This is a genomic window from Herbaspirillum lusitanum (assembly GCF_026127345.1).
In the GTDB taxonomy this organism is placed as follows: domain Bacteria; phylum Pseudomonadota; class Gammaproteobacteria; order Burkholderiales; family Burkholderiaceae_D; genus Herbaspirillum; species Herbaspirillum lusitanum.
This window is the reverse complement of sequence record NZ_QXFG01000005.1, coordinates 358,171-381,175: the sequence shown is the minus strand read 5'-3', so window position 1 is coordinate 381,175 and position 23,005 is coordinate 358,171. Positions and strand designations below refer to the sequence as shown.

General features: G+C 59.5%; 18 protein-coding genes and 1 tRNA gene. 5 read left to right on the top strand and 14 right to left on the bottom strand.

Features of this window, described 5'->3' with window-relative positions:
• Nucleotides 1–108: 108 nt before the first annotated feature.
• The 5 genes from DXT88_RS05960 to rpoD form a co-directional block, all read right to left on the bottom strand.
• Entirely contained in the window at nucleotides 109–669 is a 561-nt protein-coding gene (locus DXT88_RS05960) for a hypothetical protein (RefSeq protein ID WP_265211970.1), read from the bottom strand.
• Nucleotides 670–681: 12 nt separating this feature from the next.
• Entirely contained in the window at nucleotides 682–900 is a 219-nt protein-coding gene (locus tag DXT88_RS05955; protein WP_321161102.1) for a DNA-binding protein, read from the bottom strand.
• Nucleotides 901–1,115: 215 nt separating this feature from the next.
• Nucleotides 1,116–2,306 carry a hypothetical protein gene (locus DXT88_RS05950; protein WP_265211969.1) on the bottom strand — a complete coding sequence of 397 codons (1,191 nt, stop codon included), beginning with the start codon at nucleotides 2,304–2,306 and terminating at the stop codon, nucleotides 1,116–1,118.
• A 314-nt stretch (nucleotides 2,307–2,620) separates the two neighbouring features.
• Nucleotides 2,621–2,699: transfer RNA gene (locus tag DXT88_RS05945), tRNA-Ile, on the bottom strand.
• A 33-nt stretch (nucleotides 2,700–2,732) separates the two neighbouring features.
• Entirely contained in the window at nucleotides 2,733–4,958 is a 2,226-nt protein-coding gene (gene rpoD / locus DXT88_RS05940) for an RNA polymerase sigma factor RpoD (protein ID WP_265211968.1), read from the bottom strand.
• Between the two features lie 133 nt (nucleotides 4,959–5,091).
• Here rpoD and DXT88_RS05935 point away from each other — a divergent pair, with 133 nt between their 5' ends.
• Nucleotides 5,092–5,655 (top strand): hypothetical protein, encoded by a 564-nt coding sequence (locus DXT88_RS05935; protein ID WP_265211967.1) that lies wholly within the window; start codon nucleotides 5,092–5,094, stop codon nucleotides 5,653–5,655.
• Here the strand turns inward: DXT88_RS05935 and dnaG are convergent.
• From dnaG to DXT88_RS05895, 8 genes are all read right to left on the bottom strand, one after another.
• Nucleotides 5,633–7,444 carry a DNA primase gene (gene dnaG / locus DXT88_RS05930; RefSeq protein ID WP_265211966.1) on the bottom strand — a complete coding sequence of 604 codons (1,812 nt, stop codon included), beginning with the start codon at nucleotides 7,442–7,444 and terminating at the stop codon, nucleotides 5,633–5,635. The genes DXT88_RS05935 and dnaG overlap by 23 nt on opposite strands.
• A gap of 24 nt (nucleotides 7,445–7,468) precedes the next feature.
• Nucleotides 7,469–7,918, bottom strand: a complete 450-nt coding sequence (locus DXT88_RS05925) for a GatB/YqeY domain-containing protein (RefSeq protein ID WP_016836568.1) — start codon at nucleotides 7,916–7,918, stop codon at nucleotides 7,469–7,471.
• Between the two features lie 303 nt (nucleotides 7,919–8,221).
• Nucleotides 8,222–8,434: a 30S ribosomal protein S21 gene (gene rpsU, locus DXT88_RS05920; RefSeq protein WP_005665410.1), complete on the bottom strand. Its 213-nt coding sequence runs from the start codon at nucleotides 8,432–8,434 to the stop codon at nucleotides 8,222–8,224.
• Nucleotides 8,435–8,595: 161 nt separating this feature from the next.
• Nucleotides 8,596–9,795: a BaiN/RdsA family NAD(P)/FAD-dependent oxidoreductase gene (locus tag DXT88_RS05915; protein WP_265211965.1), complete on the bottom strand. Its 1,200-nt coding sequence runs from the start codon at nucleotides 9,793–9,795 to the stop codon at nucleotides 8,596–8,598.
• A gap of 43 nt (nucleotides 9,796–9,838) precedes the next feature.
• Nucleotides 9,839–11,047 (bottom strand): YbdK family carboxylate-amine ligase, encoded by a 1,209-nt coding sequence (locus DXT88_RS05910; protein WP_265211964.1) that lies wholly within the window; start codon nucleotides 11,045–11,047, stop codon nucleotides 9,839–9,841.
• Nucleotides 11,044–12,252, bottom strand: coding sequence for a cation:proton antiporter (locus DXT88_RS05905; protein ID WP_029364014.1), 1,209 nt, complete (start codon nucleotides 12,250–12,252; stop codon nucleotides 11,044–11,046). The genes DXT88_RS05910 and DXT88_RS05905 overlap by 4 nt, the downstream gene beginning before the upstream one ends.
• Before the next feature lie 225 nt (nucleotides 12,253–12,477).
• On the bottom strand, nucleotides 12,478–15,840 hold the full coding sequence (locus DXT88_RS05900) for a UvrD-helicase domain-containing protein (protein ID WP_265211963.1): 3,363 nt from the start codon (nucleotides 15,838–15,840) through the stop codon (nucleotides 12,478–12,480).
• The gene (locus tag DXT88_RS05895; RefSeq protein WP_265211962.1) at nucleotides 15,837–18,569 is read right to left on the bottom strand and encodes a PD-(D/E)XK nuclease family protein; all 2,733 of its coding nucleotides are present in this window, start codon (nucleotides 18,567–18,569) and stop codon (nucleotides 15,837–15,839) included. Before DXT88_RS05895 ends, DXT88_RS05900 begins: the two co-directional genes overlap by 4 nt.
• A gap of 392 nt (nucleotides 18,570–18,961) precedes the next feature.
• Here DXT88_RS05895 and trxA point away from each other — a divergent pair, with 392 nt between their 5' ends.
• Both trxA and rho read left to right on the top strand, forming a co-directional pair.
• Nucleotides 18,962–19,288, top strand: a complete 327-nt coding sequence (trxA, locus tag DXT88_RS05890; protein ID WP_016836562.1) for a thioredoxin TrxA — start codon at nucleotides 18,962–18,964, stop codon at nucleotides 19,286–19,288.
• Nucleotides 19,289–19,446: 158 nt separating this feature from the next.
• Nucleotides 19,447–20,715 (top strand): transcription termination factor Rho, encoded by a 1,269-nt coding sequence (rho, locus tag DXT88_RS05885; protein ID WP_040503902.1) that lies wholly within the window; start codon nucleotides 19,447–19,449, stop codon nucleotides 20,713–20,715.
• A 186-nt stretch (nucleotides 20,716–20,901) separates the two neighbouring features.
• Here rho and DXT88_RS05880 read toward each other — a convergent pair whose 3' ends face one another.
• Complete coding sequence (locus DXT88_RS05880) at nucleotides 20,902–21,096, bottom strand: hypothetical protein (RefSeq protein WP_265211961.1); 195 nt, start codon at nucleotides 21,094–21,096, stop codon at nucleotides 20,902–20,904.
• Nucleotides 21,097–21,181: 85 nt separating this feature from the next.
• On the opposite strand from DXT88_RS05880, the gene DXT88_RS05875 reads away from it, so the two are divergent.
• Nucleotides 21,182–22,396 (top strand): ABC transporter substrate-binding protein, encoded by a 1,215-nt coding sequence (locus DXT88_RS05875; RefSeq protein WP_265211960.1) that lies wholly within the window; start codon nucleotides 21,182–21,184, stop codon nucleotides 22,394–22,396.
• A 250-nt stretch (nucleotides 22,397–22,646) separates the two neighbouring features.
• Nucleotides 22,647–22,916, top strand: coding sequence for a type B 50S ribosomal protein L31 (locus DXT88_RS05870; RefSeq protein WP_016836557.1), 270 nt, complete (start codon nucleotides 22,647–22,649; stop codon nucleotides 22,914–22,916).
• Nucleotides 22,917–23,005: the final 89 nt, after the last annotated feature.

The following is a 23,005-nucleotide window of genomic DNA, read 5'->3' as shown; positions in this document are numbered from 1 at the left end:
TGTTTAGTGAAGATGAATTTGAGCTGGATTAGCATGCACCTGATCTCAGTCGCCACTTCAAATGACTAAATCTAGTGCATGCAATCCCTGCACAACAACTCAGATCGCTCAGCTTGCCGGCAAAGTACCAGGATTCTGCATGCGCTGAGACTCCGCCTCAAACATGGCGCGGAAAGTATTCGGAGACAGTTTCAGTCCTTGGCTCGCCAAATAGTCAATGACCGCGCGCTGAGGGACGTTATCGTCCAAAACCTCTTTAATCACAGGGAACAGCACACGGAATTTCTCGACCTTCACCTGACGCGAATTCGGCTGCAACAACTTGAGGCCGGCAATGATGTCGTTGATCTCCGAATTCTTTTCGGGCAAGCAGATTTTCGATGTCAGCGGGAGTGCTGTTTGATCCGAAACGTCGTTCAATTGATCGAAAATGCGTTGCTCCGGATCGGTGTCCGAACCTTGCTCGGTGTTTTCGAGATCCGCATTTTGCACTTGTGGCAGCTTGCTGGTGTCGATCGCGCCCTTGCCTTGATGTGCCTCGTCGCTCGCCTTGGCATGCTGAGTTTCTGGCGCCATATTTGCCTTGGCGCCGACGGCGCGCTCGATAGGTTTATTAGGGTTAGGATAGGTCATACGCTTGCCGTTTTCGCCTTCATAAATGACAGCCATGCTTCTCCCCCCTTAAGCGACGCAGTTGATGTTGAACAACATGTCGATGGCATTCGCAGGCCAGCGGAGTTTACCGTTGGGCAATTTCAGTGGGCGAATGCTGAAATAAGAGCCTGTTTGAGACCAGCGCTTACGAATCGATTGCGGCTCCATCGCCAACTTAAAAGCCAGTTCGTTGGTCGTCAGCATACGGGTATGTGCTCGCGACTCATTGTCAGTGAGATTATTCACAGCAAAATTCTCCTTCAGTAGTCGTGACCGACGTCGGCACCTCGGAGTGGTGCTGCTCAACCTCGATCAACGATGCGTAAGGTAATCTCGCTGAAACTGGAATTTTCCTTCGCGCTACTTACCGCGCCTTTCGCGCGATACTATTTGCTTCGCGCGACTAAAAGTTCCAATCGGCAACAAAAGAGAGCGCCAGGCGCTCTCTTTTCGATACATGTTTACGTCAACAACCATTGTTCTCGTACCTTTTTTCGTAAACGATAAAGTCGATCCTTCAGATGCGTCCTTGTCAGCGTTTCCACGGACTCTCCTTCTCGAGGAACATACTGAATGCCGTTAGATACAACGCCTTTGAGGACGCTATAATCTTTGTCATTTGCGCGGGCCTTGAGCCAAGCCCAAATTTTTCCTGGAAAATTAGATTTCCTGGCCTCCATCGCTAATGCGATATATTCGACCAAATCGTCCATCTGCCGCCCTTCGCGCGCAGCAATAATCATCTCTTCATATGTTGGCTCGCGCTGCCCGGAGGCCAATTCCTCTGGGCTGCTGGTGTCGTTGTTACGCTCGACGTCGCCCTCTACCTGTTCATCACCGGAAAGCTCACCGACTTGAGACTCTGCGCGCTCAAGCATGCCACCGACCTCCGCGTTCACCGTATTATCAGACGCGGAAATCGTAATAATTTTTCGGATGTCCTCTTCGCTAGAGAACTTCTTTTCCAGTACATGTAGAAGATTCAGCTGAGATAAGTAGTCAAGCGCTTCCTGTTGAGAAATATAAACACCTCTAGTGAAATGCTTTCTTGGCTGATGGTCCTCGGAAACCGCCGCCAGACGACCGGCTTGAATCGCCTCCTCTAGCCGATTAGCATGATCACGACGTGTTTCTCTCTGTTTGTCTAAATCATTCTTTCTAGCTTTTTCATTAATAATATATGGCTCCCAAGCTGGCCGATCCGGCAAGTCTCGGTATTTACTTAGAAAACTTTGAATTTCGCCCTCACTCATTTTCCCGTGAAGCTCTGGCAACCGTGGCAGAAGCTTAGTCAGAATCATTTTGTCTTCAAGCGAGACTAGGGTCGGCATCCACCATTCGTCTAGCAAGACGTCTTTTTTTGACAAGATACACCCCATTCCAACGCGTGGTCGATCCTTGATTTCAGCACCCACCCTAGGAGACCATTTAGGCTCATCCTTGCAAAGTTTGAACCACTTCTCAGAAAACTCTACCCAATCTTCCTCGGTCATATAACCGTGAAGAGGAGGGAGCTCTGGCAATAGCTGCTCAATCCTTTTCGAATCTTCCGAACTGAGCATATGTGAGACCCAAGTGGGTGCGTGGTAATGCATTGCATTAAGTACACAATCAATGCCTGTCCGCTCTTCGAGGGGCTTGATCGCACCCATACAAATTAGCTGCAGGAAATGGGTAACGTCAATGAATGGGGACTTTAACGCCTCGATGCTGCCGGTATACATAGGTAGATCTGAATAATGTTGAATGGGCTAAATCCGCAGCTAGATTGCGGTTTGGCAATTATGCATTAATTGTCTTTTTCCAGCTTTGGCGCATCGAATTACTACATCAATCGTGGCCGTTAGTCGGGCAGCGCCGACAGAAGCATGGCTTCACGTTGACTTCGTTTGGTTACATAGCGGTTACATGGAGAAAAAATGAAAAAAGGGTTACAAACCAATCGGCTTGTAACCCTTATCAATACTGGTGGCCCCCCCGTGAGTCGAACACGGCACCAACGGATTATGAGTCCGCTGCTCTAACCAAGCATGAGCTAGGGGGCCTGAGTCTGGCCGGGACCGAAGTCCCGGTCTGACTTAGTTACCTTCCAGGAAGCTCTTCAGCTTGTCGGAGCGCGACGGATGGCGCAGCTTGCGCAGCGCTTTTGCCTCTATTTGACGAATGCGCTCGCGCGTGACGTCGAATTGCTTGCCGACTTCTTCCAGCGTGTGGTCGGTCGACATTTCGATGCCGAAACGCATGCGCAGCACCTTGGCTTCGCGTGGCGTCAGGGAATCGAGGATGTCCTTGACCACGCCGCGCATCGAAGCGTGCAACGCCGCATCGGCCGGGGCCAATGTGTTGTTGTCTTCGATGAAGTCGCCCAGGTGCGAATCGTCGTCGTCGCCGATCGGCGTTTCCATGGAGATCGGTTCTTTCGCGATCTTCATGATCTTGCGGATCTTGTCTTCCGGCATTTCCATCTTGATGGCCAGCGTCGCCGGGTCAGGTTCTGCACCAGTTTCCTGCAGGATCTGACGCGAGATGCGGTTCATCTTGTTGATGGTTTCGATCATGTGCACCGGGATACGGATGGTGCGTGCCTGGTCGGCGATCGAACGTGTAATTGCCTGGCGAATCCACCATGTCGCATAGGTCGAGAACTTGTAGCCGCGACGGTATTCGAACTTGTCCACGGCCTTCATCAGGCCGATGTTGCCTTCCTGGATCAGATCAAGGAATTGCAGGCCGCGGTTGGTGTACTTCTTGGCGATCGAGATCACGAGACGCAGGTTGGCCTCGGTCATTTCACGCTTGGCCATGCGCGCCTTCTTCTCGCCGGCGCCCATCTTCTTGTTGATGCCGCGCAGGTCAGGCAATGGCAGCACGACACGCGCTTGCAGGTCGATCAGCTTCTGTTGCAGTTCCTTGATGGCCGGTACGTTACGCGCCAGCACGACGCTGTAGGCGTGGTTGCCGTTGACTTCACCGTCAACCCAGTCCAGGTTGCTTTCGTTGCCCGGGAAAACCTTGATGAAATGCGCGCGCGGCATGTTGCACTTGTTGACGGCGACGTCGAGGATCTGACGCTCGATCTGGCGCACTTCGTCGACTTGCGCACGCAGCGTGTCGCACAGTTTTTCAACGACCTTGGCGGTGAAGCGGATGCCGAGCAACTCGTTGGAAATGATTTCCTGCGCCTTGACGTACGGCTTGGAGTTGTAGCCTTCTTTTTCGAAGGCCTTGCGCATGTTGTCGAACTGGGTCGAGATGGTGGCGAACTTGCCCAGCGCATCGCGCTTGAGCTGTTCCAGCTGCTCGGCGGAGAAACCTGCGGCGCCGCCGGTGTTGCTGCTTTCGCCTTCTTCTTCCTCTTCCTCGCCGTCTTCTTCGTCGTCCTCGTCGTCTTCTTCATCCGAAGCGGCGGCGACAACGACTTCGCCTTCGCTCATGTCCACCAGGCCATCGACGATTTCGTCGACCTTGATTTCGTCTTTCGAGATCTTGTCGGCGGCGACCAGGATTTCAGCGATCGTGGTCGGGCAAGCGGAGATCGCCTGGATCATGTCCTTCAGGCCGTCTTCGATGCGCTTGGCGATTTCGATTTCGCCTTCGCGGGTCAGCAGTTCGACCGAGCCCATTTCGCGCATGTACATGCGGACCGGGTCGGTGGTGCGGCCGAAATCGGAGTCGACGGTCGACAGCGCAGCTTCAGCCGCAGCTTCGGCGTCGTCGTCGCTGGCGACGTTGGCGACGTTGTCGGAGAGCAGCAAGGTTTCAGCATCAGGCGCGTGTTCGTACACGGAGATGCCCATGTCATTGAACGTGCCGATGATGCCTTCGATGGCTTCCGGATCGACGATGTTTTCCGGCAGGTGATCGTTGATTTCGGAGAAGGTGAGGTAGCCGCGCTCCTTACCCTGCTTGATCAGGGTCTTGAGCTTTTGGCGGCGACGCTCGAGTTCTTCTTCGGTGGCTTCGGTGTCGGACGAAAAGGCGTCTTTCAGCAGCGCCTTTTCCTTGGCTTTGCGATCCTTGGCCTTGGCTTTGTCGACGGCCTTGAGTTCGGCGCGCTCAACCGCATTCAGTGCGGCGATTTCGTCGTTCTCCGGCTGGAATTCCTTCGGCTTGCGGCCACGGCGGCCCGGCACCTTGACGGACGGCAAAATGTAGCCGGACGTGTCGATGGCGGCCAGTGCGGCGGCGTCGGTCGTCTGGCTTACGCCAGGCGCGATCATGACGCTGACGTCTTTGACTTCGCTCTTGACTGCTGCTTTGGCTGCAGGCTTGGCGGTTTTCGGTTCAGGTTTCTTGGTTGTCACAGAAGCTTTCGATTGCACAGAAGCCGGCTTGATGCTGGCTTGAGATAAGTTCTTCTTTGTTGGCGTTGCAGCCGCTTTGGTCGTCGCTTTGGCGACTACCGGCACTGCAGCGCGAACCGCCGTAGAAGCAGGTTTGGCACTGGATTTTTTCGCCGAGGCTGTCGATGCAGCTTTCGCTGGCGAGCTTGTTGCCCTTACTGCCGTCGCCGTTGCTTTGCCGGTAGGCTTTGCAGCAGCTGTTTTCTTCGGGACCGATCGTGATACAGGGGTCGACTTGCTTGCCGGCTTGACGGCCGGCTTGGTGTTTTTAGCGGAAGGTGTCGGAGTTTTTGCGGTTTTCTTCATTGCATCTGCCATAGAATCAAAGCCAAGTGAGTCAAACTCATTGCGCCATTCAAACCATGCTTTTCCTGCATCTCATATCACTTGGATACGATTTGCCCGCGCAACGTTCCTAAATCTTTCGTCCCCTGCATTTCTTGTCCAATGCGATGGCTTATTTGCCTTCATTCGCTCTATGGACCGATGGTTCAATGAATCTTTGCCGCATCACGAGTTATGTTTCGCCGCGGAATTAAAGCCTTGGATTATAACATATATAGGGTGTTTTTCCCGGAGATCAAGGCAATCCTGCGTAACATCCAGCCCCGATCGTCCCTCAACACCTCTCAAAATCATCCGAAATCGGCTCCCGTGAGACGTTTCAGATGTTCCTTCCTCTGCATCAATTCCCGGTAGCGGCTTTGGGCGATTTCATCCCTCAGGCCGGCAATCGACAACTGCTTCATTTCATCCTCGACCTGGCGCATTTTCATCTGGCGCACCGCACCGGCCATCTCTTGCCGGACGACATCGAATTCGGATTCGGCCTCGGTCTCGGCCGCGATTTCGGCGATCAGGCTTTCAAAATCCGCCCCGCCGTCGCGCAGCAGTTCGACCAGCGTCGCGAAATTGGCCTGCTCGCCCATGCTGCGGCAGGCTTCAACCAGTTGCGTCACCATCTGCGCATGATCGGGCGCATGGTGACCGACCACCATCAGGGTGTCGTTGTCCAAGTCGCTCGCCAAGGCCGGATGCGCCACCAGCAGCCGCACGATCTGACGTTCCAGCCCGACCGGCGCCATGCGCTTGCTGCGCGGCGGCGGCCGGCGCGTACTTGCCTGCACCACCGGCCTGGACAATTCGAACAACGCCTCGATTTCAGCCGGCGTGGTCTGCGTGACCTGCGCCAGACTGCGCACGATCTGCAGACGCAAGGACGACGGCGGCAATGCCTGCAACATCGGCTTGGCGTCGAACTGCGCGCGGGCGCGGCCTTCCGGCGTGGTCATATCGTTGTCGCCGACCACTTCCTTGATCAGGAACTGCGACAGCGGCATCGCTTCTTTAATCTGCTGCTCGAATGCTTCGGCGCCTTTTTCGCGCACGTAGCTGTCCGGGTCGTGCTCCTTCGGCAGGAACAGGAACTTGATGATCTTGTTGTCCGAGGCATGGATCAGGCACGCGTCCAGCGCGCGCCGTGCGGCGCGTCGTCCGGCCGAGTCGCCGTCGAAGCTGAACACCACTTCGTCGGTCTGACGCAATAATTTCTGCACGTGGATCGGCGTGCATGCCGTACCCAGCGTCGCCACCGCCTGCGGGAAACCCAGCTGCGCCAGCGCCACTACATCCATGTAGCCTTCGGTCACCAGCACATAGCCCGCTTCGCGGATCGCCTGGCGCGCCTCGAACAAACCGTACAGCTCGCTACCCTTTTGAAATAGCGGCGTTTCCGGGGAGTTCAAGTACTTCGGTTCGCCGCCGTCCATGACGCGGCCGCCGAAGCCGATGACCTGGCCCTTGGTATTGCGGATCGGAAACATGACGCGATGACGGAAGCGGTCGTAACGCTTGCGCCCCATGCGCTGGCCGCCGTCCTCGTCGCTCTTGTCGATCACCAGGCCGGCTTCGACCAGCGCCGGCACTTCATAATCCGGGAACACCTTGCGCAGGCTGTCCCATTCATCAGGCGAGTAGCCGAGACCGAACTTTGCGGCGATTTCGCCGGTCAGGCCGCGGCCCTTCAAATACTCGACGGCATTCGGCGCCGCCCGCAGCTGCTGGCGATAAAAATCGCAAGCCGCCGACATCGCATCCGACAAGGCCATGCTCTTGGCCTGCTGCTCGGCGCGTTGCGCTGGCGGGATGCGGTCGTCGTTGTCCGGCACCGTCATGCCGACGCCCTGGGCCAGGTCCTTGACCGCCTCGACAAAACCCAGGCCGGAATATTCGATCAGGAAACTGATGGCCGTTCCATGCGCGCCGCAGCCGAAGCAGTGATAGAACTGCTTGGTCGGACTGACCGTGAAGCTTGGCGATTTTTCGTTATGGAACGGGCACAGGCCCATGAAGTTGGCGCCGCCCTTTTTGAGCTGCACGTACTTGCCAACCACATCGACTATATCGACGCGGTTGAGCAAATCCTGAATGAACGACTGTGGAATCACAAGGAGTCAGCGTCCCGACAAGATTCAGGCAGCGGCCAAGGCAGCCTTGACCAAAGCGGACACGGCGGTCATGTCGGCGCGACCGGCCAGCTTCGGCTTCAGCACGCCCATGACCTTGCCCATGTCCTGCGGACCGGCGGCGCCGGTGGCGGCCACGGCGGCTTGCACTTCAGCCTTGATCTCGTCATCGGACAGGCCGGCAGGCATGTACGCGGTCAGAATGGCCAGTTCGGCCTTCTCGATGTCGGCCAGATCCTGGCGACCGCCGGCTTCGAACTGGCTGATGGAATCCTTGCGCTGCTTGACCATCTTGTCGATGATCGCCAGCACCATCGCATCGTCGAGCTCAACGCGCTCGTCGACTTCCTTTTGCTTCATCGCCGCGGTGATCAGGCGAATCGTACCCAGCCTGGTCGCCTCTTTGGCGCGCATCGCCGCCTTCATGTCTTCGGTGATTTGCTCTTTCAGACCCATTGCATTCTCCAGAGATAAGCGATTGATTCAATCTAGCACAAGCCTCAAATCCCGGTCGCTGAAGTGCGTCGCAAAGGACTTATATGAGACCACGTAGGCCGTCGATAAGCGTAGCGAACAGGACCGACATGTGGATCGAGGAGCGGAATCGTACGAATGTACGATGAGCACCGCAGACCGCATGCCGGTTCGCGCAGTAGCTTAGCGACGGCCTACGAATGCGAAAACCCGCTGTGGCGTGTACCAGAGCGGGTTTAACGTGGTCGCGCGCACCTCGCAACGAGGCGGCGCGACGGGAATTTCTTAGTACAGCTTCTTAGGCAGTTGCTGGCTGCGGATGCGCTTGTAGTGACGCTTCACTGCAGCTGCCAGCTTGCGCTTGCGTTCTGCTGTCGGCTTTTCGTAAAACTCGCGCGCGCGCAACTCGGTCAACAGACCGGTTTTTTCAATAGTGCGCTTGAAGCGGCGCATGGCGACTTCGAACGGCTCGTTTTCTTTAAGACGAATAGTGGTCATGTAGATTCAAACCAAAGAGGTTAGGTTGGATACGGAAAGAACGCGATTTTAGCAGACCGAAGCGGCAAATGGAAGCTTTACCGTGGCTTTTTTCCAACCGAGCGGCAAAAAATCCAAATAAATCAACGATTTGGGATGCGTGCCGGAAACATACACTCCCTCTATTCAATAGCCTGCCCCGCCGCCACGCCCGACGCCCAGGCCCACTGGAAGTTGTAGCCGCCCAGCCAGCCGGTCACGTCGACCGCCTCGCCGATGAAATGCAGGCCCGGCACCTTGTTCACCATCATGCTCTGCTGCGACAGTTCGCGCGTATCGATACCGCCCATGGTGACTTCTGCCTTGCGGTAGCCCTCCGAACCGTTCGGCTTGATGGTCCAGCGATTGAGCGCTTCGCCCACCTGGCGCAATTGCTTGTCCGGCATGTCGGCGATGCGCGCCGTGCCGTCGAATCCGTTGGCTTTGAGCAGGCCGTCGGCCAGCCGCGCCGGCAGCCATTGCCCCAGCAGGTTGCCGAGATTCTTCTTGAGCGTGGTCTTGCCTTCGATGAGAGTGTCGGCGACGTCGATCTGCGGCAGCAGGTTCAGCGTCAGCGAGGCGCCCTGCTGCCAGAAGCTGGAAATCTGCAGGATTGCCGGGCCGGACAGGCCGCGATGGGTAAACAACAGGTCTTCGAGGAAATAGCCGCGCTCTTTCTTGACGCCGGTCTCGACCTCGACTTCCAGCGCGATGCCGGCCAGATCGACGAAAGGCTGCCAGCCGGCGCCGTCGAAAGTCAGCGGCACCAGGCCCGGACGCGTCTCGACCAGCTTGACCTCGAACTGCTTGGCGATGCGATAGGCAAAGTCGGTGGCGCCGATCTTGGGAATCGACAGGCCGCCCGTGGCGATCACCACGTGGCGCGCCAGGATTTCGCCGGAATCGGTCTCCAGCCGGAACAACTCGCCGTCCTTGCCCACCGAGGCCACGCCGCACGGCATGCGCCACTCGACGTGGCCGGAATCGCACTCCGCCTTGAGCATGGCGATGATTTCTTCGGACGAGTCGCTGCAGAACAACTGACCCTTGTGCTTCTCATGGAAGCTGATCTGGTAGCGTTTGACCAGCGCGAGGAAGTCCTGCGGCGTGTAGCGCGACAAGGCGCTTTTGCAGAAATGGGGATTTTGCGAGAGGAAGTTCTGCGGCGTCGCGCCGATGTTGGTGAAGTTGCAACGGCCGCCGCCGGAGATGCGGATCTTCTCGGCCAGCTTGGACGCGTGGTCGATCAGCACCACCGACTTGCCGCGCTGGCCGGCCACGGCCGCGCACATCATGCCGGCGGCGCCGGCGCCGATTACTGCTACATCGAATGGTGTTGTCATGTTTGCTTTCGCCAGCCTCTTTCACTGGCGAAAGCAGGCGGCATCATTGGAAATAAGAAGGCGGCGACCGGTCCATCCACAGTTCGGACGACAGACGCATCATATCGTTGAGCGAGCCGCGCTGGGCAAATGCCTGGCGCAGCCAGCCGGCGTCGCTGAGCCGGTTGTGCGCCATGTGGCGCAGGCGTTTCAGGGTCAGTTCCTCGACCTCGTTTTGCACATACGGTTGCAGCAACTGCAATTGCAACAGCAAATGCTCGAAGATCGGCAGTTTACTCGAAGTCGCCGGCGTCTCGCCATGCAAGGCCAGCATGCCGTTCAATCCGAAGCGGCTGGCCTCGAAACGGTTGTACTGGTACAGCAGGTAAAAATCGTCGCGCATCACGAACGGCCGCTCGGTCAGTATCCAGCGCGCCAGCAGCTGCGCGTAAGCGCCCAGGTGCGCGGCGTGCTCGATGGTCAGCGGGGTGTCGCAGACGCGGATTTCGACGGTGCCGTATTCCGGCTTGGGGCGGATGTCCCAATAGAAATCCTTCATGCTGGCGACGATGCCCATCTGCAGCAGCTCGTCGTAATAGGTCTCGAACTCGGCCCATCGGGTCTGCACCGGCGCCGTGCCCGACAGCGGGAACGCGCGCACCACGTTGCTGCGCGACGAGTCGAATTTGGTATCGGCGCCCTGGTAGAACGGCGACGCCGCCGACAGCGCGATGAAGTGCGGCACGAAACGCGAGAACGCATGCGTCAGATACAGCGCATCGTCGCCGTTGGCCACGCCGATGTGGATGTGCTGGCCGAACACGGTGAAGGTCTTGGCGAGATAGCCGTACTTCTCGTGCAGGTGATAGAAGCGTTCGCTCGGCGTGATGCGCTGCTCGTTCCAGTGCTGGAACGGATGCGCGCCGCCGCCGGAGACGTCGATGTTGAGATACTGCGCGCCGTTGTTCAGGGCGCCGCGCAAGTCCTTCAGCTCTTCGATCAGCTCATCGACGCGGGTGTGGATGCCCGAGTTGAGCTCGATCATGCCTTGCGTCATTTCCAGCTTGATCTGCTTTTGCAGCTCGCGCGGCTCGATCCAGGTCAGCAGGTCGACGGCGTCGCTGGCGAGGTTGTAGTTGCGGCGATTGACCAGCTGGAGTTCCAGCTCGATGCCCATCGTGAATGGCGTGGACGACGTGAACGGCAGGATGCCTGCGCTGGACGTCGGATAATGCGTCAGTCCTTGTTCTTCGTGGAGAGTGGTATTAGTCATTCGCGTCCGCTTTCACCAGATTTGATCAGGGCGAATTGGGTGGCGACAGGGCCAAACAATTCCAGCACGATCAGACATCCCGCCAGCAAGGGCACGACATCGGACGTGGTATGCGGGTACAGGTTGGAAATCGTCTGCATCAACCCGAGTCCCGCCTCGGTCATCGGCAAGGTGCCCAACGTGAGCAAGCCGGCCTGCTTCCAGTTCATGCGCGCAAAGCGGGCGAACAGGAACACGCCGCAGCCCATCGCCACGAACCGCGCGGCGATCAGGATCAGCACCGACAGGCCGACCATGCTCAGGTCCGACAGGCGCATCGAGGCGCCCACCGTGACGAACAGCATCACCACGAACAATTCGTTGGCGACGCCGAATTCCAGTTCCATCAGGTCGTACTGGCGATCCAGGTTCTTCGACATGATGGCGAAGATCAGCATCGTCAGCATCACCGGCAAATGCAGTGCGTGCGCCACGCCGATGGCCAGCGCGATGACCGAAATCACCAGCACGAACTGGCGGCTGCCCTGGCGACCGAGCAGGCGCGCCAGCGGCATCATCAGCCAGTAAGTCAGGTAGGCCAGCACCAGCGAGCCGATCAATGAATACGCGGTGTGTTCGACCAGCGTCAGCACCGGCGTACCGGATTCATGCGCGATCACCGGCAGCAAGGCATAGGCGGCCAGGATGGCGACGAAATTGTTGAGCGCGGTCATGGTCGCCAGGCGACGCGTGACCTGGCCTTCAGCCTTGAGGTCGCGCAGCACCACCAGCACCACGGCCGGCGCCGTGGCGATGGCCCACACGCCGCCCAGCAAGGCCAGCACGTTGGAGGTGCCAAACCACAGCAAGGCCAGGCTGACGAAGGTGAAGCACAGCACGGCCGAGGTGACGACGGTAGCCAGCAGCCACTTCTCGCGGCGCAGCCAGCCGATGTCGACGTAGCGGCCCAGTTGATACACCACCAGCGCGACAGCGATGTCGGCAAAGATATTGGTCACGCTCAGCACGTCGCCTGACAGCCAGTTCAGGCCGCCGCCGCCGAGGATGAAACCGACGATCAGATAACCCGTGATGCGCGGCACCCATGGCGACTTCGACACGATATGACCGGCTATCAGCCCGAACAGCAACAAGCTGCCGAACAGCAGCAACGCGTTCCATTGGACCGGTTGTGCAAGGGCGAAAGACGGAAGAGTCCACTGCATAGCTCCTCCTGACATATTTATTTTGACGGTGCGCGCGCTTCGCCTGTTCCTGGCGACGCTGTTGGACACGCACTGATGATTGAGTTGAAGCGATGCTTTTTGAACGCTTCCTGAACATTAACCGCGGTAGGGAACCCGAGGTTAAACCATTTTTATATTAAACGAAATTTTTTCCTGTGATCTGATCGTCGTTTTGTTTGCGGTTGAGTGGCGAATGCCGTACCATTATTCCCAAAGGCGACCATCGGCAGTAATCAGCGCAGACCTTATTTGCTTGTCAGAAAACACCGACAACAATGCCGTGCGATATCGTGCAAGTTGCGCCTGGTAAGCCACGCGCTCGCTGTCGAGCAGATTGCGCTTGTAGTCGAGCACCCACACCTCGTCATCGAACACCACCACGCGGTCGCAGCGTAATACGCCGTCGGCTGTGACAATCTCCATTTCATCGCGGGCGTGGCGATGCAGGGCGGGATTGAAGAAACGCTCCAGCGCCGGTTGCGCCAGCATGTTGACGGCCTGGGCGCGGATCACCGCCGCCAGCGGACGCGGGCATGGCAACCAGCGGGCGATAGCCGCCTCGTCGGGCAATGCGACCGGCCAGGTGCGCGCGTGCAGCGAACGCTCGAGCAGCGCATGCAAGGCCACGCCTTCGTCGATGGCGTCGTTGCTGTAACTCTCCGGCACATCGACCGCCGGCGCCGGCAGCGGTGTCGGAATGAACAGGCGCAGCGTGAAACGTTCTTCGCGCTGTTGCGCAGCGTCGTTGGCCTGCACCGCCGGCACGATCTGTTCCACGCCCTGCTCTTCGCCGGCGCGGTCGAACAGCCGGCTGTACCAGCTGCCTTCCTGGATGCCGCCTTCGAGTGCTCCCTTGGCGCCGGCCACGCCGCTGACGATCAGCAATTGCTTGGCGCGTGTCAGCGCGACGTAGAGCAAATTCCAGTCTTCCTGCATCTTGAAATGTTCTTCGGCGTCGAACCAGCGGTCGCGGGCCGTGCCGCGCTCGCTCTTGCGGCCGAAGGCGGAGAAATGCGTCGGTGCGTCTTCATCCTGCGGCCAATCGCACAGGATGCCGATGTTGTCGTTGGCGGGGTCGCTGTGGTTGGTGTCCATCACCACCACCACAGGCGCTTCCAGGCCCTTGGCGCTATGCACGGTGAGGATACGCACGGCGTCGGCGGCGGCATCGATGCTGGCCTCGTCGGGCGCGTCGCTTTCGGCATGGCGCTGCAATACGCGCAGCGCATCGATGAATTTCGGCAGGCTGGGATAACGGCCGGCGTCGAGGTTGAGCGCCAGTTCGACGAAGGCCTCGATGTTACCGAGCGCCTGGTTGCGCATGGACGGCGCGACGGCCTGGGCATAGCGCGCCGCCAACTGGCCTTCGTGCAGGATGCGGTCGAGCAGATCGTGCACCGGATAATGCGGCGCGGCGTCCAGCCATTGCGCCAGCAAGTGCGCGGCGCGCGCGATGGCGGCCGACGCCGATCCGGATTGCTGCGCAGCGAGCACACGTTTCCACCAGTCGGATTCACTACGTTGCGCCAGCGCGATGAGGTCCTCGTCGGCCGCCCCGATGATCGGACTCTTCAGCACATGGGCCAAAGCCCGCGTGTCATTGGGCGTGATCAGGAAAGTCAGCAGCGCAATCAGATCGGCGATCTCGAGCGAATCAAGCAGGCCGCCGCGCTTGTCGGAGACAAAAGGAATACCGGCCTCGCGCAATGCGCTTTCATAGGCGATCAGGTGGCGGCGCTTCTTCACCAGCAGCATGACGTCGCCCCACTTGAGCGCCCGCCCGCCGACCTGAATGCGTTGGCGGGCGAGCAGGATCGCCTGCGCCACCTGGCGGCCTTCGTCGCGCCGGCGCGCATCGTCTTCTTCCTCGCGCGGCGTGATCAGCGGATTGCGCAGCGCCGATGGCGCGCCGTCGGGAGCGTCTTCTTCCACCGCCTCGGGCGCCTGCACCAACGGCAAGCGCCATACCGCTCCGCCGTCCATGCCCAGCGTGGTCTGCGCTGCGAACAAATCATTGCGGCCGCTGAAACTGGCGTTGAGCACATCGACGATGACGCTGGCATTGCGGCGCGTCTGGTTGGCGCGCAAGACCGTCGCGCCCTGCTCTTCCAGCAAGGCGCGCGCGGCGGCGAACACGCGCGGCTCGGCGCGGCGGAAACGGTAAATCGATTGCTTGGGATCACCCACCACGAACACGCTCGGCTGCGCCGCATCGCCGCCATAGGCCCGCAACCAGGCGCGCACGATGCTCCACTGCAGCGGGTTTGTGTCCTGGAATTCGTCCAGCAGGATGTGCTTGTAGCGCGCGTCGAGGCGGCTTTGCAGATAGGCCGCGCTTTCCTCGTTGGTGAGCAGGCGGTAGGCGTGCCATTCCAGATCGGCGAAATCGAACACGCGCTGCTCGGCCTTCACTTCCTGGTAGGCGTCGAGATAGGCGCGTCCGGCCGTGAACAGGGCGCGATTGAGCTTGAGAACAATGCCTTCCGCGCTGCGTCGCTGCAACTGCCGCAGTTCATTGCCGGTCAGTTCGAACACTTCATCGAACAGCGACACGGCGACGTCTTCGTCGACGCCGTAATGCTTGCTCAATGCCGCCTTCAAATCCTTGGTCTTGGTGTTGCCGCGCGGTTTGCCGTTGTCGTCATAGAACTGCGTCGCCAATGCGACGAACTGTTCCGCCGACGCTTCACCGCTCACCAGGGTTTCGATAGCGACCGCACGTTTCTGGTTGGTTGCCGTTCCTTTGCCGAGCAAGGAGGAAATCTCATACAGCCGCGCCTTCAAGCCTTCGTCGCTCCAGACGGTCAGTCGCGCATCGCGCGCGGCGTCGGGCCCGCATAGCTCCTCCAGCCATTGCAGCGGCGCCTCCTCCGACGACAGCGGCGGCATGGTGGCGGCCCACCATTCGGCGCGCTTGTCGAGGAAGGAATCCAGCAGATTGCGCGCGCCGCTGTCGCCGGCCAGGTCGTACAACTCAAGCAGAGCCAGCTTGATCGCTTGCTGCGCCGGTTTTTGCACCGCCTGCATGAAGCGGCGGTACGCCTCGTTCATGATCTCACCGTTTTTCTCGGTCAGCGCATAGCCGTGCGGCACGCCCGACGCCAGCGGCGCGATCTGCAGCAACCGCGCAAACCAGCTGTGGAAAGTATCGATCGACAAACCCTGCTGCCCGGCCAGGATCTGTTCGTACAGCGAGCGCGCCAGCGGCATCAGGCGCGGCAGATCGTCGGCATCGACGCCGCGTTCCAGTAGCAACTGGCGCGCCTGGTCGGCCGGCGCCAGCGTCAGTTCGCGCAGCAGTTCCATCAGGCGCTCGCGCATTTCCTGCGCGGCCTTGCGCGTGAAGGTGATCGCCAGCAGTTCGGCCGGCTGCGCGCCCGCCAGCAGCAATCGCAACATGCGCGCCACCAGCAGCCAGGTCTTGCCGCTGCCGGCACAGGCTTCCACCACGACCGACTGGCGCGGGTCGCAGGCGGCCGCGGTGAACGCCGCCGCTTCCGCGGGACGGCCGTTGATTTCGTAAGCGGCGATCGGACCGTTGCTGCCCGTGTTATTCAAGGCGCTCATTGCCAGACTCCCTTGCGGCACAGTCCGCGCACATCGCAATACTGGCAAACCGATTCGATGCCGTTGGCCGGCAGTGGTGCGTCGTTGCCTATGGCCTGCACGACGGTGATGATCTGCTGCTGCAAGGCCTGCTGCCGGGCTTCGAAATCAGGTGCGGCGACATCGCCGGTCTTGTCCCTGGACGGCTCCAGCGCGACGTAATGCGCGGCCGCCATGGTCCGGCCCGACAACAAACCGTAGAACGGCAACTGGAGATCTTCGGCATTCTTCAACTTGGCGACCAGCGAGGGCAGCGAGCTGGTCTTGTAGTCGAGCACCGCGCGTTCGCCTTCCGCATTTTCATCGACACGGTCGAGACGGCCGTACAGCTCGATGCCGCCGTCCGGCCACGCCAACGCATGCTGCAAGGGCAATTCGCCGAGCACGAAATGCCAGCCCTGCGCTTCACGCTCGTTGGCCCAGACCAGATACGCCGGCATCACCTTGCGCCAGCGCGCTTCGTAACCGAGCGCGGCGGGATGTTCGCGGATCGCCTTGCCGAAGACGTCATCCGAGATGGTCGCCAGCAAGGCGGCACGCTGCCCGACAGGCGTCTTCGCATCGCGCAGCGCTTCATGGTATTTCATCAGGATTTCATGCAGCCAGCCGCCGTAATCGCGCTTCTCTGGCATGTCGGAAAGCTCGTCCATGACGTTCACGCGCAGCATGTGCTGGGCGAAGAATTGATACGGACACGCCACCAGCCGGTTGTAAGCGCTGGCCGACAGCCGCGCCGGCGTCAATTCCGCGGCGGACGGCGCCGGCATGATGGATGGCGCGGCAAGCAGCTCGTGCAGCGGCAAATCGTGACGCAGTTCGCGCAGCGGTTCCATGCCGGCCTTGGCGAGGCACAGTTCGAGACGCTCCAGCCACGGACTCTTGGGATTCGGTTCGCCGTCCTTGTGGGTCTGCCAGCACAGCACCACTTCGCGATTGGCGCACAGCAGTTCGGTCAGGTCGCGCAATTGCTGGTGCTGGCGCGACAGTCGCGTGGGCAATCCGAGTTCATGGCGCACGGCGTTCGAGAAGAACAGCGTTTCCTGCGGTTGCGACGGCAGATGCTCGGCGTCGGCGCCGATCACCAGCACCGCATCGAAGTTGCGCAGGCGCGCGCCGTTGAGCGGCAGCATGACGATGCGGCGATCGGCGATCGGCGGCATGAAGGTAACGGCGTCGAGCTGCAGGTTCAGCAGCGCGCGCCATTCCGAGAAGGAAAACAGTTCACCGCCATCGGCATCCGTCTGGCGGGCGCCGAGGTCGTCCAGCAATTGCAGCACCTGCTGGCCGGCGATGTCCTGCGCGAACGCGCCGCGCATGTCGAGCGCATCCAGCAATTGTTGTGCGCATGCGCTCCAGTCGATCAGGCTCTTGCGGCCGTCGAACAGTGCGGCCTGCGCAGCCACTGCCTGCAAAACCTCCGCGGCAAGCGAACCGTCCTTGAATACCGCCTGCACGCTGCGCCATTCACCGGAAACATTCTCGCGCCGCAATTGCCATTCGATCTGCATCACCGCCGCGCTCTTGTCCGCCATGCCGGCGAAGATGAACGGCGACTTCAGCAGGTCGAGCAGTGCGGTGGTTTCGCCGCGCGAAGTGACGACGTCGCACCACGCAGCCATTGCTGCTGCGGCGCGGGTGGTCGACAGCTTCCAGCCGGTTTCGTCGGCTACCGAGACTTGCGCACGCTCCAGCAAGGCGCGCAGGCGGCGCGCGCTGACGCGGTCCTGGGCGACGATGGCGATGTCGTCCTTGCCTTGCCGCAGCCAGTCGAGCACGATCTGCGCACTCTGCAGCGACGCGTCTTCGAGGCTGGCGGCCGGACACAGCGCCAGCGTCGGCGCGTCCATCTGCGGCGCAAACAGATCGTCAGGCGCCGGCGCCAACGGCGCATCGCACAATTCCGGCCACGCAGTCTGATACAGCAACGGGATATCCGGGCCGCGCCAGTCGATCTGCACCGGCTGCACTTCGGCGTGTTCGCCGTAGGCCTCGAGGAAAGCCAGTTCCATCGGCTCGGGCGCGACCGGGCTGATCCACATCAGCGGCGCCAATGGCGCGTGCGCGCCCGGCCTGGCCAGCTCCAGCATGCGCTTGTAGCGCTGCACGGTCTTGTCGTTGCCGTCGAGCTGGCTCTGCCAGATCGACCACACCAGTTGCGCCTCATCCGAGAGCATGCTGCGCGCCGACGGCGGCAACTGCGCCAGCGCGGCTTGCCAGCGCTCGTCCGCGTCTCCCGGCGCGCGTTCCATGGCGGGCAGCAATGCCTGGGTCAATTCATCCGACAGCGACAGCAGCGTCTGCGCCAGCGGCAGCAGGTCGGTGTTGCGGCGCGCCGTAAACATCTTCTTGAGCCAGCCGTGCTGACGCAATTGCGCATACAACTGCATCAGGCGTTCGCTGTCGTCCTGCTGCGGCTGGGGCGCCTGCATGGCCAGCCAGCCCGCCATGGTGTTGATACGCGGCGGGATGAAGCCGGCCTGCTGCGGCGACCGGCGCTGTATCGCCCGGGCCAGCGCCGCACGCCAGTGCACCGCGTGCGAAAACGCCGGCACCACCACCTGATAGCCGGAAAAATCGCGCGACCCCGCACCCACGGCTGCTCCCAGCATGTGATCCACCTCGAGCAAGGCGACTGCGGTCTGCGGCCAGAAATCGACGGAAGGGCTGATCAGCAGGGGCGAATGCAACATGAAAAGGGGCCGGGGAGAAAAATATATTTATCGAAATGATTGCCGGAATCTATCGATCCGGCACGTCTTTGCGGCATTGTATGCGACCGGCCGGGTCAATTGCCAACCTTGGCAACCGCCCTGCAACAGGCTTTGCCGGATGGCGGCCTATCGGCGGCGGCGGGGCACACTTTTCCCGAAAATGGGTTATGATTGCCTCCGTACCCCGCCGAATACCCGTTGCCGCGCTTCAAAATAACTTGAATCAGGGCACAACGACTCCATCTGCTTTAAGCAAAGTTACGCAATGAAGCAACTCCGGAAGCGTTGATGGCATACGCCAAGCAAATGGTATGTTCCCCCGGCGCTATTTGACCACTTACTTATATATTCCCTCAGATCGAGGATCTACCATGAGCGAAAACATCAAACACATCTCCGACGCCTCTTTTGAAGCAGACGTCCTGAAATCCGACAAGCCCGTCCTGGTGGACTTCTGGGCTGAATGGTGCGGTCCTTGCAAAGCGATCGCCCCGATTCTGGAAGAAGTCGCCAAGGAATATGACGGCAAGCTGCAGATCGCCAAGCTGGACGTCGATGCAAACCAGGCCATCCCTGCCAAGTTCGGCATCCGCGGCATTCCGACGCTGATCCTGTTCAAGAACGGCGCAGCAGCAGCGCAAAAAGTCGGCGCTCTGGCAAAAGGCCAGCTGACCTCGTTCATCGACAGCAACATCTAAGATTCACGGCGGCGCTGCGCTCGCAGCGCCGCCTGTGCCTGCGGTTGAATCGACTTGCAGGCTCGTTCTTTTTTGGTTTCGCAAGTTTCCAGTTTCTCTTTAACACGCCACGCAATTCCCTCCCCCACCTTTTACTATTCCCATCCCGGGACACTCTTATGCACTTATCAGAATTAAAGGCGTTACACGTCTCCGCATTGCTTGAAATGGCAATTGGCCTGGACATCGATAACGCCGCGCGCCTGCGCAAACAAGAACTGATGTTCGCGATCCTCAAAAAACGCGCGAAATCGGGAGAACAAATTTTCGGCGACGGCGCCCTTGAAGTGTTGCCTGACGGCTTCGGCTTCCTGCGCTCGCCTGACGCCAGCTACATGGCGTCCACCGACGACATTTACATTTCGCCCTCGCAAATCCGCCGCTTCAACCTGCACACCGGCGACTCGATTGAAGGCGAAGTACGCACCCCAAAAGACGGCGAGCGCTACTTTGCGCTGGTCAAGGTCGACAAGGTCAACGGCGAAGCGCCGGAAGCCTCCAAGCACCGCATCCTGTTTGAAAACCTCACGCCGCTGCATCCGAACAAGATCATGCAGCTGGAGCGCGAAATGCGCGGCGAGGAAAACATCACCGGCCGCATCATCGACCTGATCGCGCCGATCGGCCGCGGCCAGCGCGGCCTGCTGGTGGCGTCGCCGAAGTCCGGTAAATCGGTCATGCTGCAACACATCGCCCACGCCATTACGACCAACCATCCCGACACCGTGATGATCGTCCTGCTGATCGACGAACGTCCGGAAGAAGTGACCGAAATGCAGCGCTCGGTGCGCGGCGAAGTCGTTGCATCGACCTTCGACGAACCGGCCACGCGTCACGTCCAGGTCGCCGAAATGGTGCTGGAAAAAGCCAAGCGCCTGGTTGAAATGAAGAAGGACGTGGTCATCCTGCTGGACTCGATCACCCGTCTGGCACGCGCCTACAACACCGTGATCCCGGCCTCCGGCAAGGTCCTGACCGGCGGTGTCGACGCCAACGCGCTGCAACGTCCGAAGCGCTTCTTCGGCGCCGCGCGCAACATCGAAGAAGGCGGTTCGCTGACCATCATCGCGACGGCCCTGATCGAAACCGGCAGCCGCATGGATGACGTGATCTACGAAGAATTCAAGGGTACCGGCAACATGGAAGTCCACCTGGAGCGCCGCCTCGCCGAGAAGCGCGTCTACCCGGCCATCAACCTCAGCAAGTCCGGCACCCGCCGCGAAGAACTGCTGATCAAGCCGGACCAGCTGCAAAAGATCTGGGTCCTGCGCAAGCTGATGTACGACATGGATGAAATCGAAGCGATGGAGTTCATCCTCGACAAGATGAAGTCGACCAAGAACAATGCCGAGTTCTTCGACATGATGCGTCGCGGCAGCGAACGCTGACCAACACAACGCCGCTGGCTGCGTTGCAACTCCTTGCCAGCGACGCCGTGTTAGCCACCGTTTAGGGCTAACAATCAGAAAAATCCGCCCGGGCGACCTGGCGGATTTTTTTATGCCCGCACGGCCTTATTCGCATTTTTCGCCGGTTTGGAAATACCGCTTGACCGCAATTTTCTTCCTACACTACTATTTCAGCCACGCCGCGCTCTGCGCAAAGACGGATCCGGCAATAAAAATTAAACCAAGAGACAGCATCGGACCGACAAGACCAGATCGTTCCAACCGTTCCAGACATTTTCCCGGCATCGTTCCTGCTGCCGGGCATTCATCGCAAGCGCAGCACCGTTGTACGTTGTAGAGCACCGCAGTACTGCCGGTCATGGATCCATGCCGGGGTTTCACATCACCGTCCACCAGACGGCATAAAAACAGCAACGCAGACACAACCAATCAGGAGGAGCAAAAGATGAAGGTCAAGATGACAGCCATCGCGGCGACCGTGGTCGCCGCATGTGCAGCAGGATTTGCCGGACCGGCGGCAGCGCAGATTTCGGGGGATGTGGTCAAGATCGGCCTGATTACCGACTTGTCGGGCGTCTACATCGACATTGACGGCCAGGGCGGCGTCGAAGCGATCAAGATGGCGATTGCCGACTTCGGCGGCAGCGTCAACGGCAAGAAGATCGAACTGATCACCGCCGACCATCAAAACAAGGCCGACATTGCCGCCTCCAAGGCGCGTGAATGGTTCGACCAGCAAGGCGTGGACATGCTGATCGGCGGCACCAATTCCGGCACCAGCCTGGCCATGGCCAAGGTTGCCGGCGAAAAGAAGAAAACCTTCATCGCCGTCGGCGGCGCCACCGCGCGCCTGACCAATGAAGAATGCACGCCCTACACCATCCACTATGCCTACGATACGGTCGCGCTGGCCAAGGGCACCGGTTCGGCCATCGTCAAGAACGGCGGCAAGAGCTGGTACTTCCTGACCGCCGATTATGCCTTCGGCGCCTCGCTGGAAAAGGATACCTCCGACATCGTCAAGGCCAATGGCGGCACGGTGACGGGTGCGGTCAAGCACCCGCTGGGTGCGTCCGACTTCTCGTCCTTCATGTTGCAGGCGCAGGCTTCGAAGGCGCAGATCCTGGGCCTGGCCAATGCGGGCGGCGACACCATCAACTCGATCAAGGCGGCCAACGAGTTCGGCATCAACAAGACGATGAAGCTGGCCGGCCTGCTGATGTTCATCAACGACGTGCATGCGCTGACGCTGCAGGTCACGCAGGGCATGTACCTGACCGACGGCTGGTACTGGGACATGAACCAGGAAACCCGCGACTGGTCCAAGCGCTACTTCGCCAAGATGAAACGCATGCCGTCGATGCTGCAGGCGGCGGACTATTCGGCAACGACCCAGTACCTGAACGCGGTGAAAGCCAGCGGCACCGACGATCCGGACAAGGTCATCGCGCAGATGCACAAGACCAAGATCAACGACTTCTTCGCCAAGAACGGCTATATCCGTCCCGACGGCCGCATGGTGCACGACATGTACCTGATGGAAGTGAAGAAACCGTCCGAATCGAAGTATCCGTGGGACTACTACAAGGTGGTGCAGACCATTCCTGCCGAACAGGCATGGACCACCAAGGCGGAATCCAAGTGTTCCCTGTGGAAATAAGCGTGCGCTGACAAACCTGCCGGCGCGGGGCTTCTCCCCCGCCGGCAGCGTCTCACCGGCCCGGAAAACGGCCTCGGATTGGCAAAAAACAACATCCCGGCCCCGCCCTCGGCCATTTAGATTTGGTGCAAATCCATGATTTCATTGTATAATTTCGGACTTTTCACCGGCAAGTGATCGACAATCGGGTCAAGAAGCAAGGCGACCGACGAAGTGACGATTGGCTACCACTACTTTTCAAGGCAAAAAAATGAAACCAGGCATTCACCCGGATTACCGCGAAGTTCTGTTCCACGACGTTTCGAACGACTTCAAGTTCATCACCCGTTCGACTATCGGCACACGCGAAAAGGCCGAATTCGAAGGCAAGGAATACCCACTCGTGAAGATTGAAGTTTCTTCCGAATCGCACCCGTTCTACACCGGCAAGCACAAGATCGTCGACACCGCAGGTCGCGTCGAGAAGTTCCGCCAGAAGTTCGGCACAGTCGGTTCCAAGACTGCAATCGCAGCAGAATAATTTCTGCACGATGTCAAAAAAGGCAGCTGAGGCTGCCTTTTTTGTTTTTTGCGGAACGGGCGCAGCTTTACCGCTGCACGGTTGCCCGC

Excerpts from the sequence above, each read along its gene's own strand:
- DXT88_RS05960 (WP_265211970.1), bottom strand. The coding sequence starts at position 669 with ATGGCTGTCATTTATGAAGGCGAAAACGGCAAGCGTATGACCTATCCT.
- DXT88_RS05895 (WP_265211962.1), bottom strand. The coding sequence starts at position 18,569 with ATGTTGCATTCGCCCCTGCTGATCAGCCCTTCCGTCGATTTCTGGCCG.
- rho (WP_040503902.1), top strand. The coding sequence starts at position 19,447 with ATGCACTTATCAGAATTAAAGGCGTTACACGTCTCCGCATTGCTTGAA.
- DXT88_RS05875 (WP_265211960.1), top strand. The coding sequence starts at position 21,182 with ATGAAGGTCAAGATGACAGCCATCGCGGCGACCGTGGTCGCCGCATGT.
- DXT88_RS05870 (WP_016836557.1), top strand. The coding sequence starts at position 22,647 with ATGAAACCAGGCATTCACCCGGATTACCGCGAAGTTCTGTTCCACGAC.
- DXT88_RS05915 (WP_265211965.1), bottom strand. The coding sequence starts at position 9,795 with ATGACAACACCATTCGATGTAGCAGTAATCGGCGCCGGCGCCGCCGGC.
- DXT88_RS05950 (WP_265211969.1), bottom strand. The coding sequence starts at position 2,306 with ATGGGTGCGATCAAGCCCCTCGAAGAGCGGACAGGCATTGATTGTGTA.
- DXT88_RS05905 (WP_029364014.1), bottom strand. The coding sequence starts at position 12,252 with ATGCAGTGGACTCTTCCGTCTTTCGCCCTTGCACAACCGGTCCAATGG.
- DXT88_RS05910 (WP_265211964.1), bottom strand. The coding sequence starts at position 11,047 with ATGACTAATACCACTCTCCACGAAGAACAAGGACTGACGCATTATCCG.
- DXT88_RS05880 (WP_265211961.1), bottom strand. The coding sequence starts at position 21,096 with ATGACCGGCAGTACTGCGGTGCTCTACAACGTACAACGGTGCTGCGCT.
- rpsU (WP_005665410.1), bottom strand. The coding sequence starts at position 8,434 with ATGACCACTATTCGTCTTAAAGAAAACGAGCCGTTCGAAGTCGCCATG.
- DXT88_RS05900 (WP_265211963.1), bottom strand. The coding sequence starts at position 15,840 with ATGAGCGCCTTGAATAACACGGGCAGCAACGGTCCGATCGCCGCTTAC.
- trxA (WP_016836562.1), top strand. The coding sequence starts at position 18,962 with ATGAGCGAAAACATCAAACACATCTCCGACGCCTCTTTTGAAGCAGAC.
- DXT88_RS05925 (WP_016836568.1), bottom strand. The coding sequence starts at position 7,918 with ATGGGTCTGAAAGAGCAAATCACCGAAGACATGAAGGCGGCGATGCGC.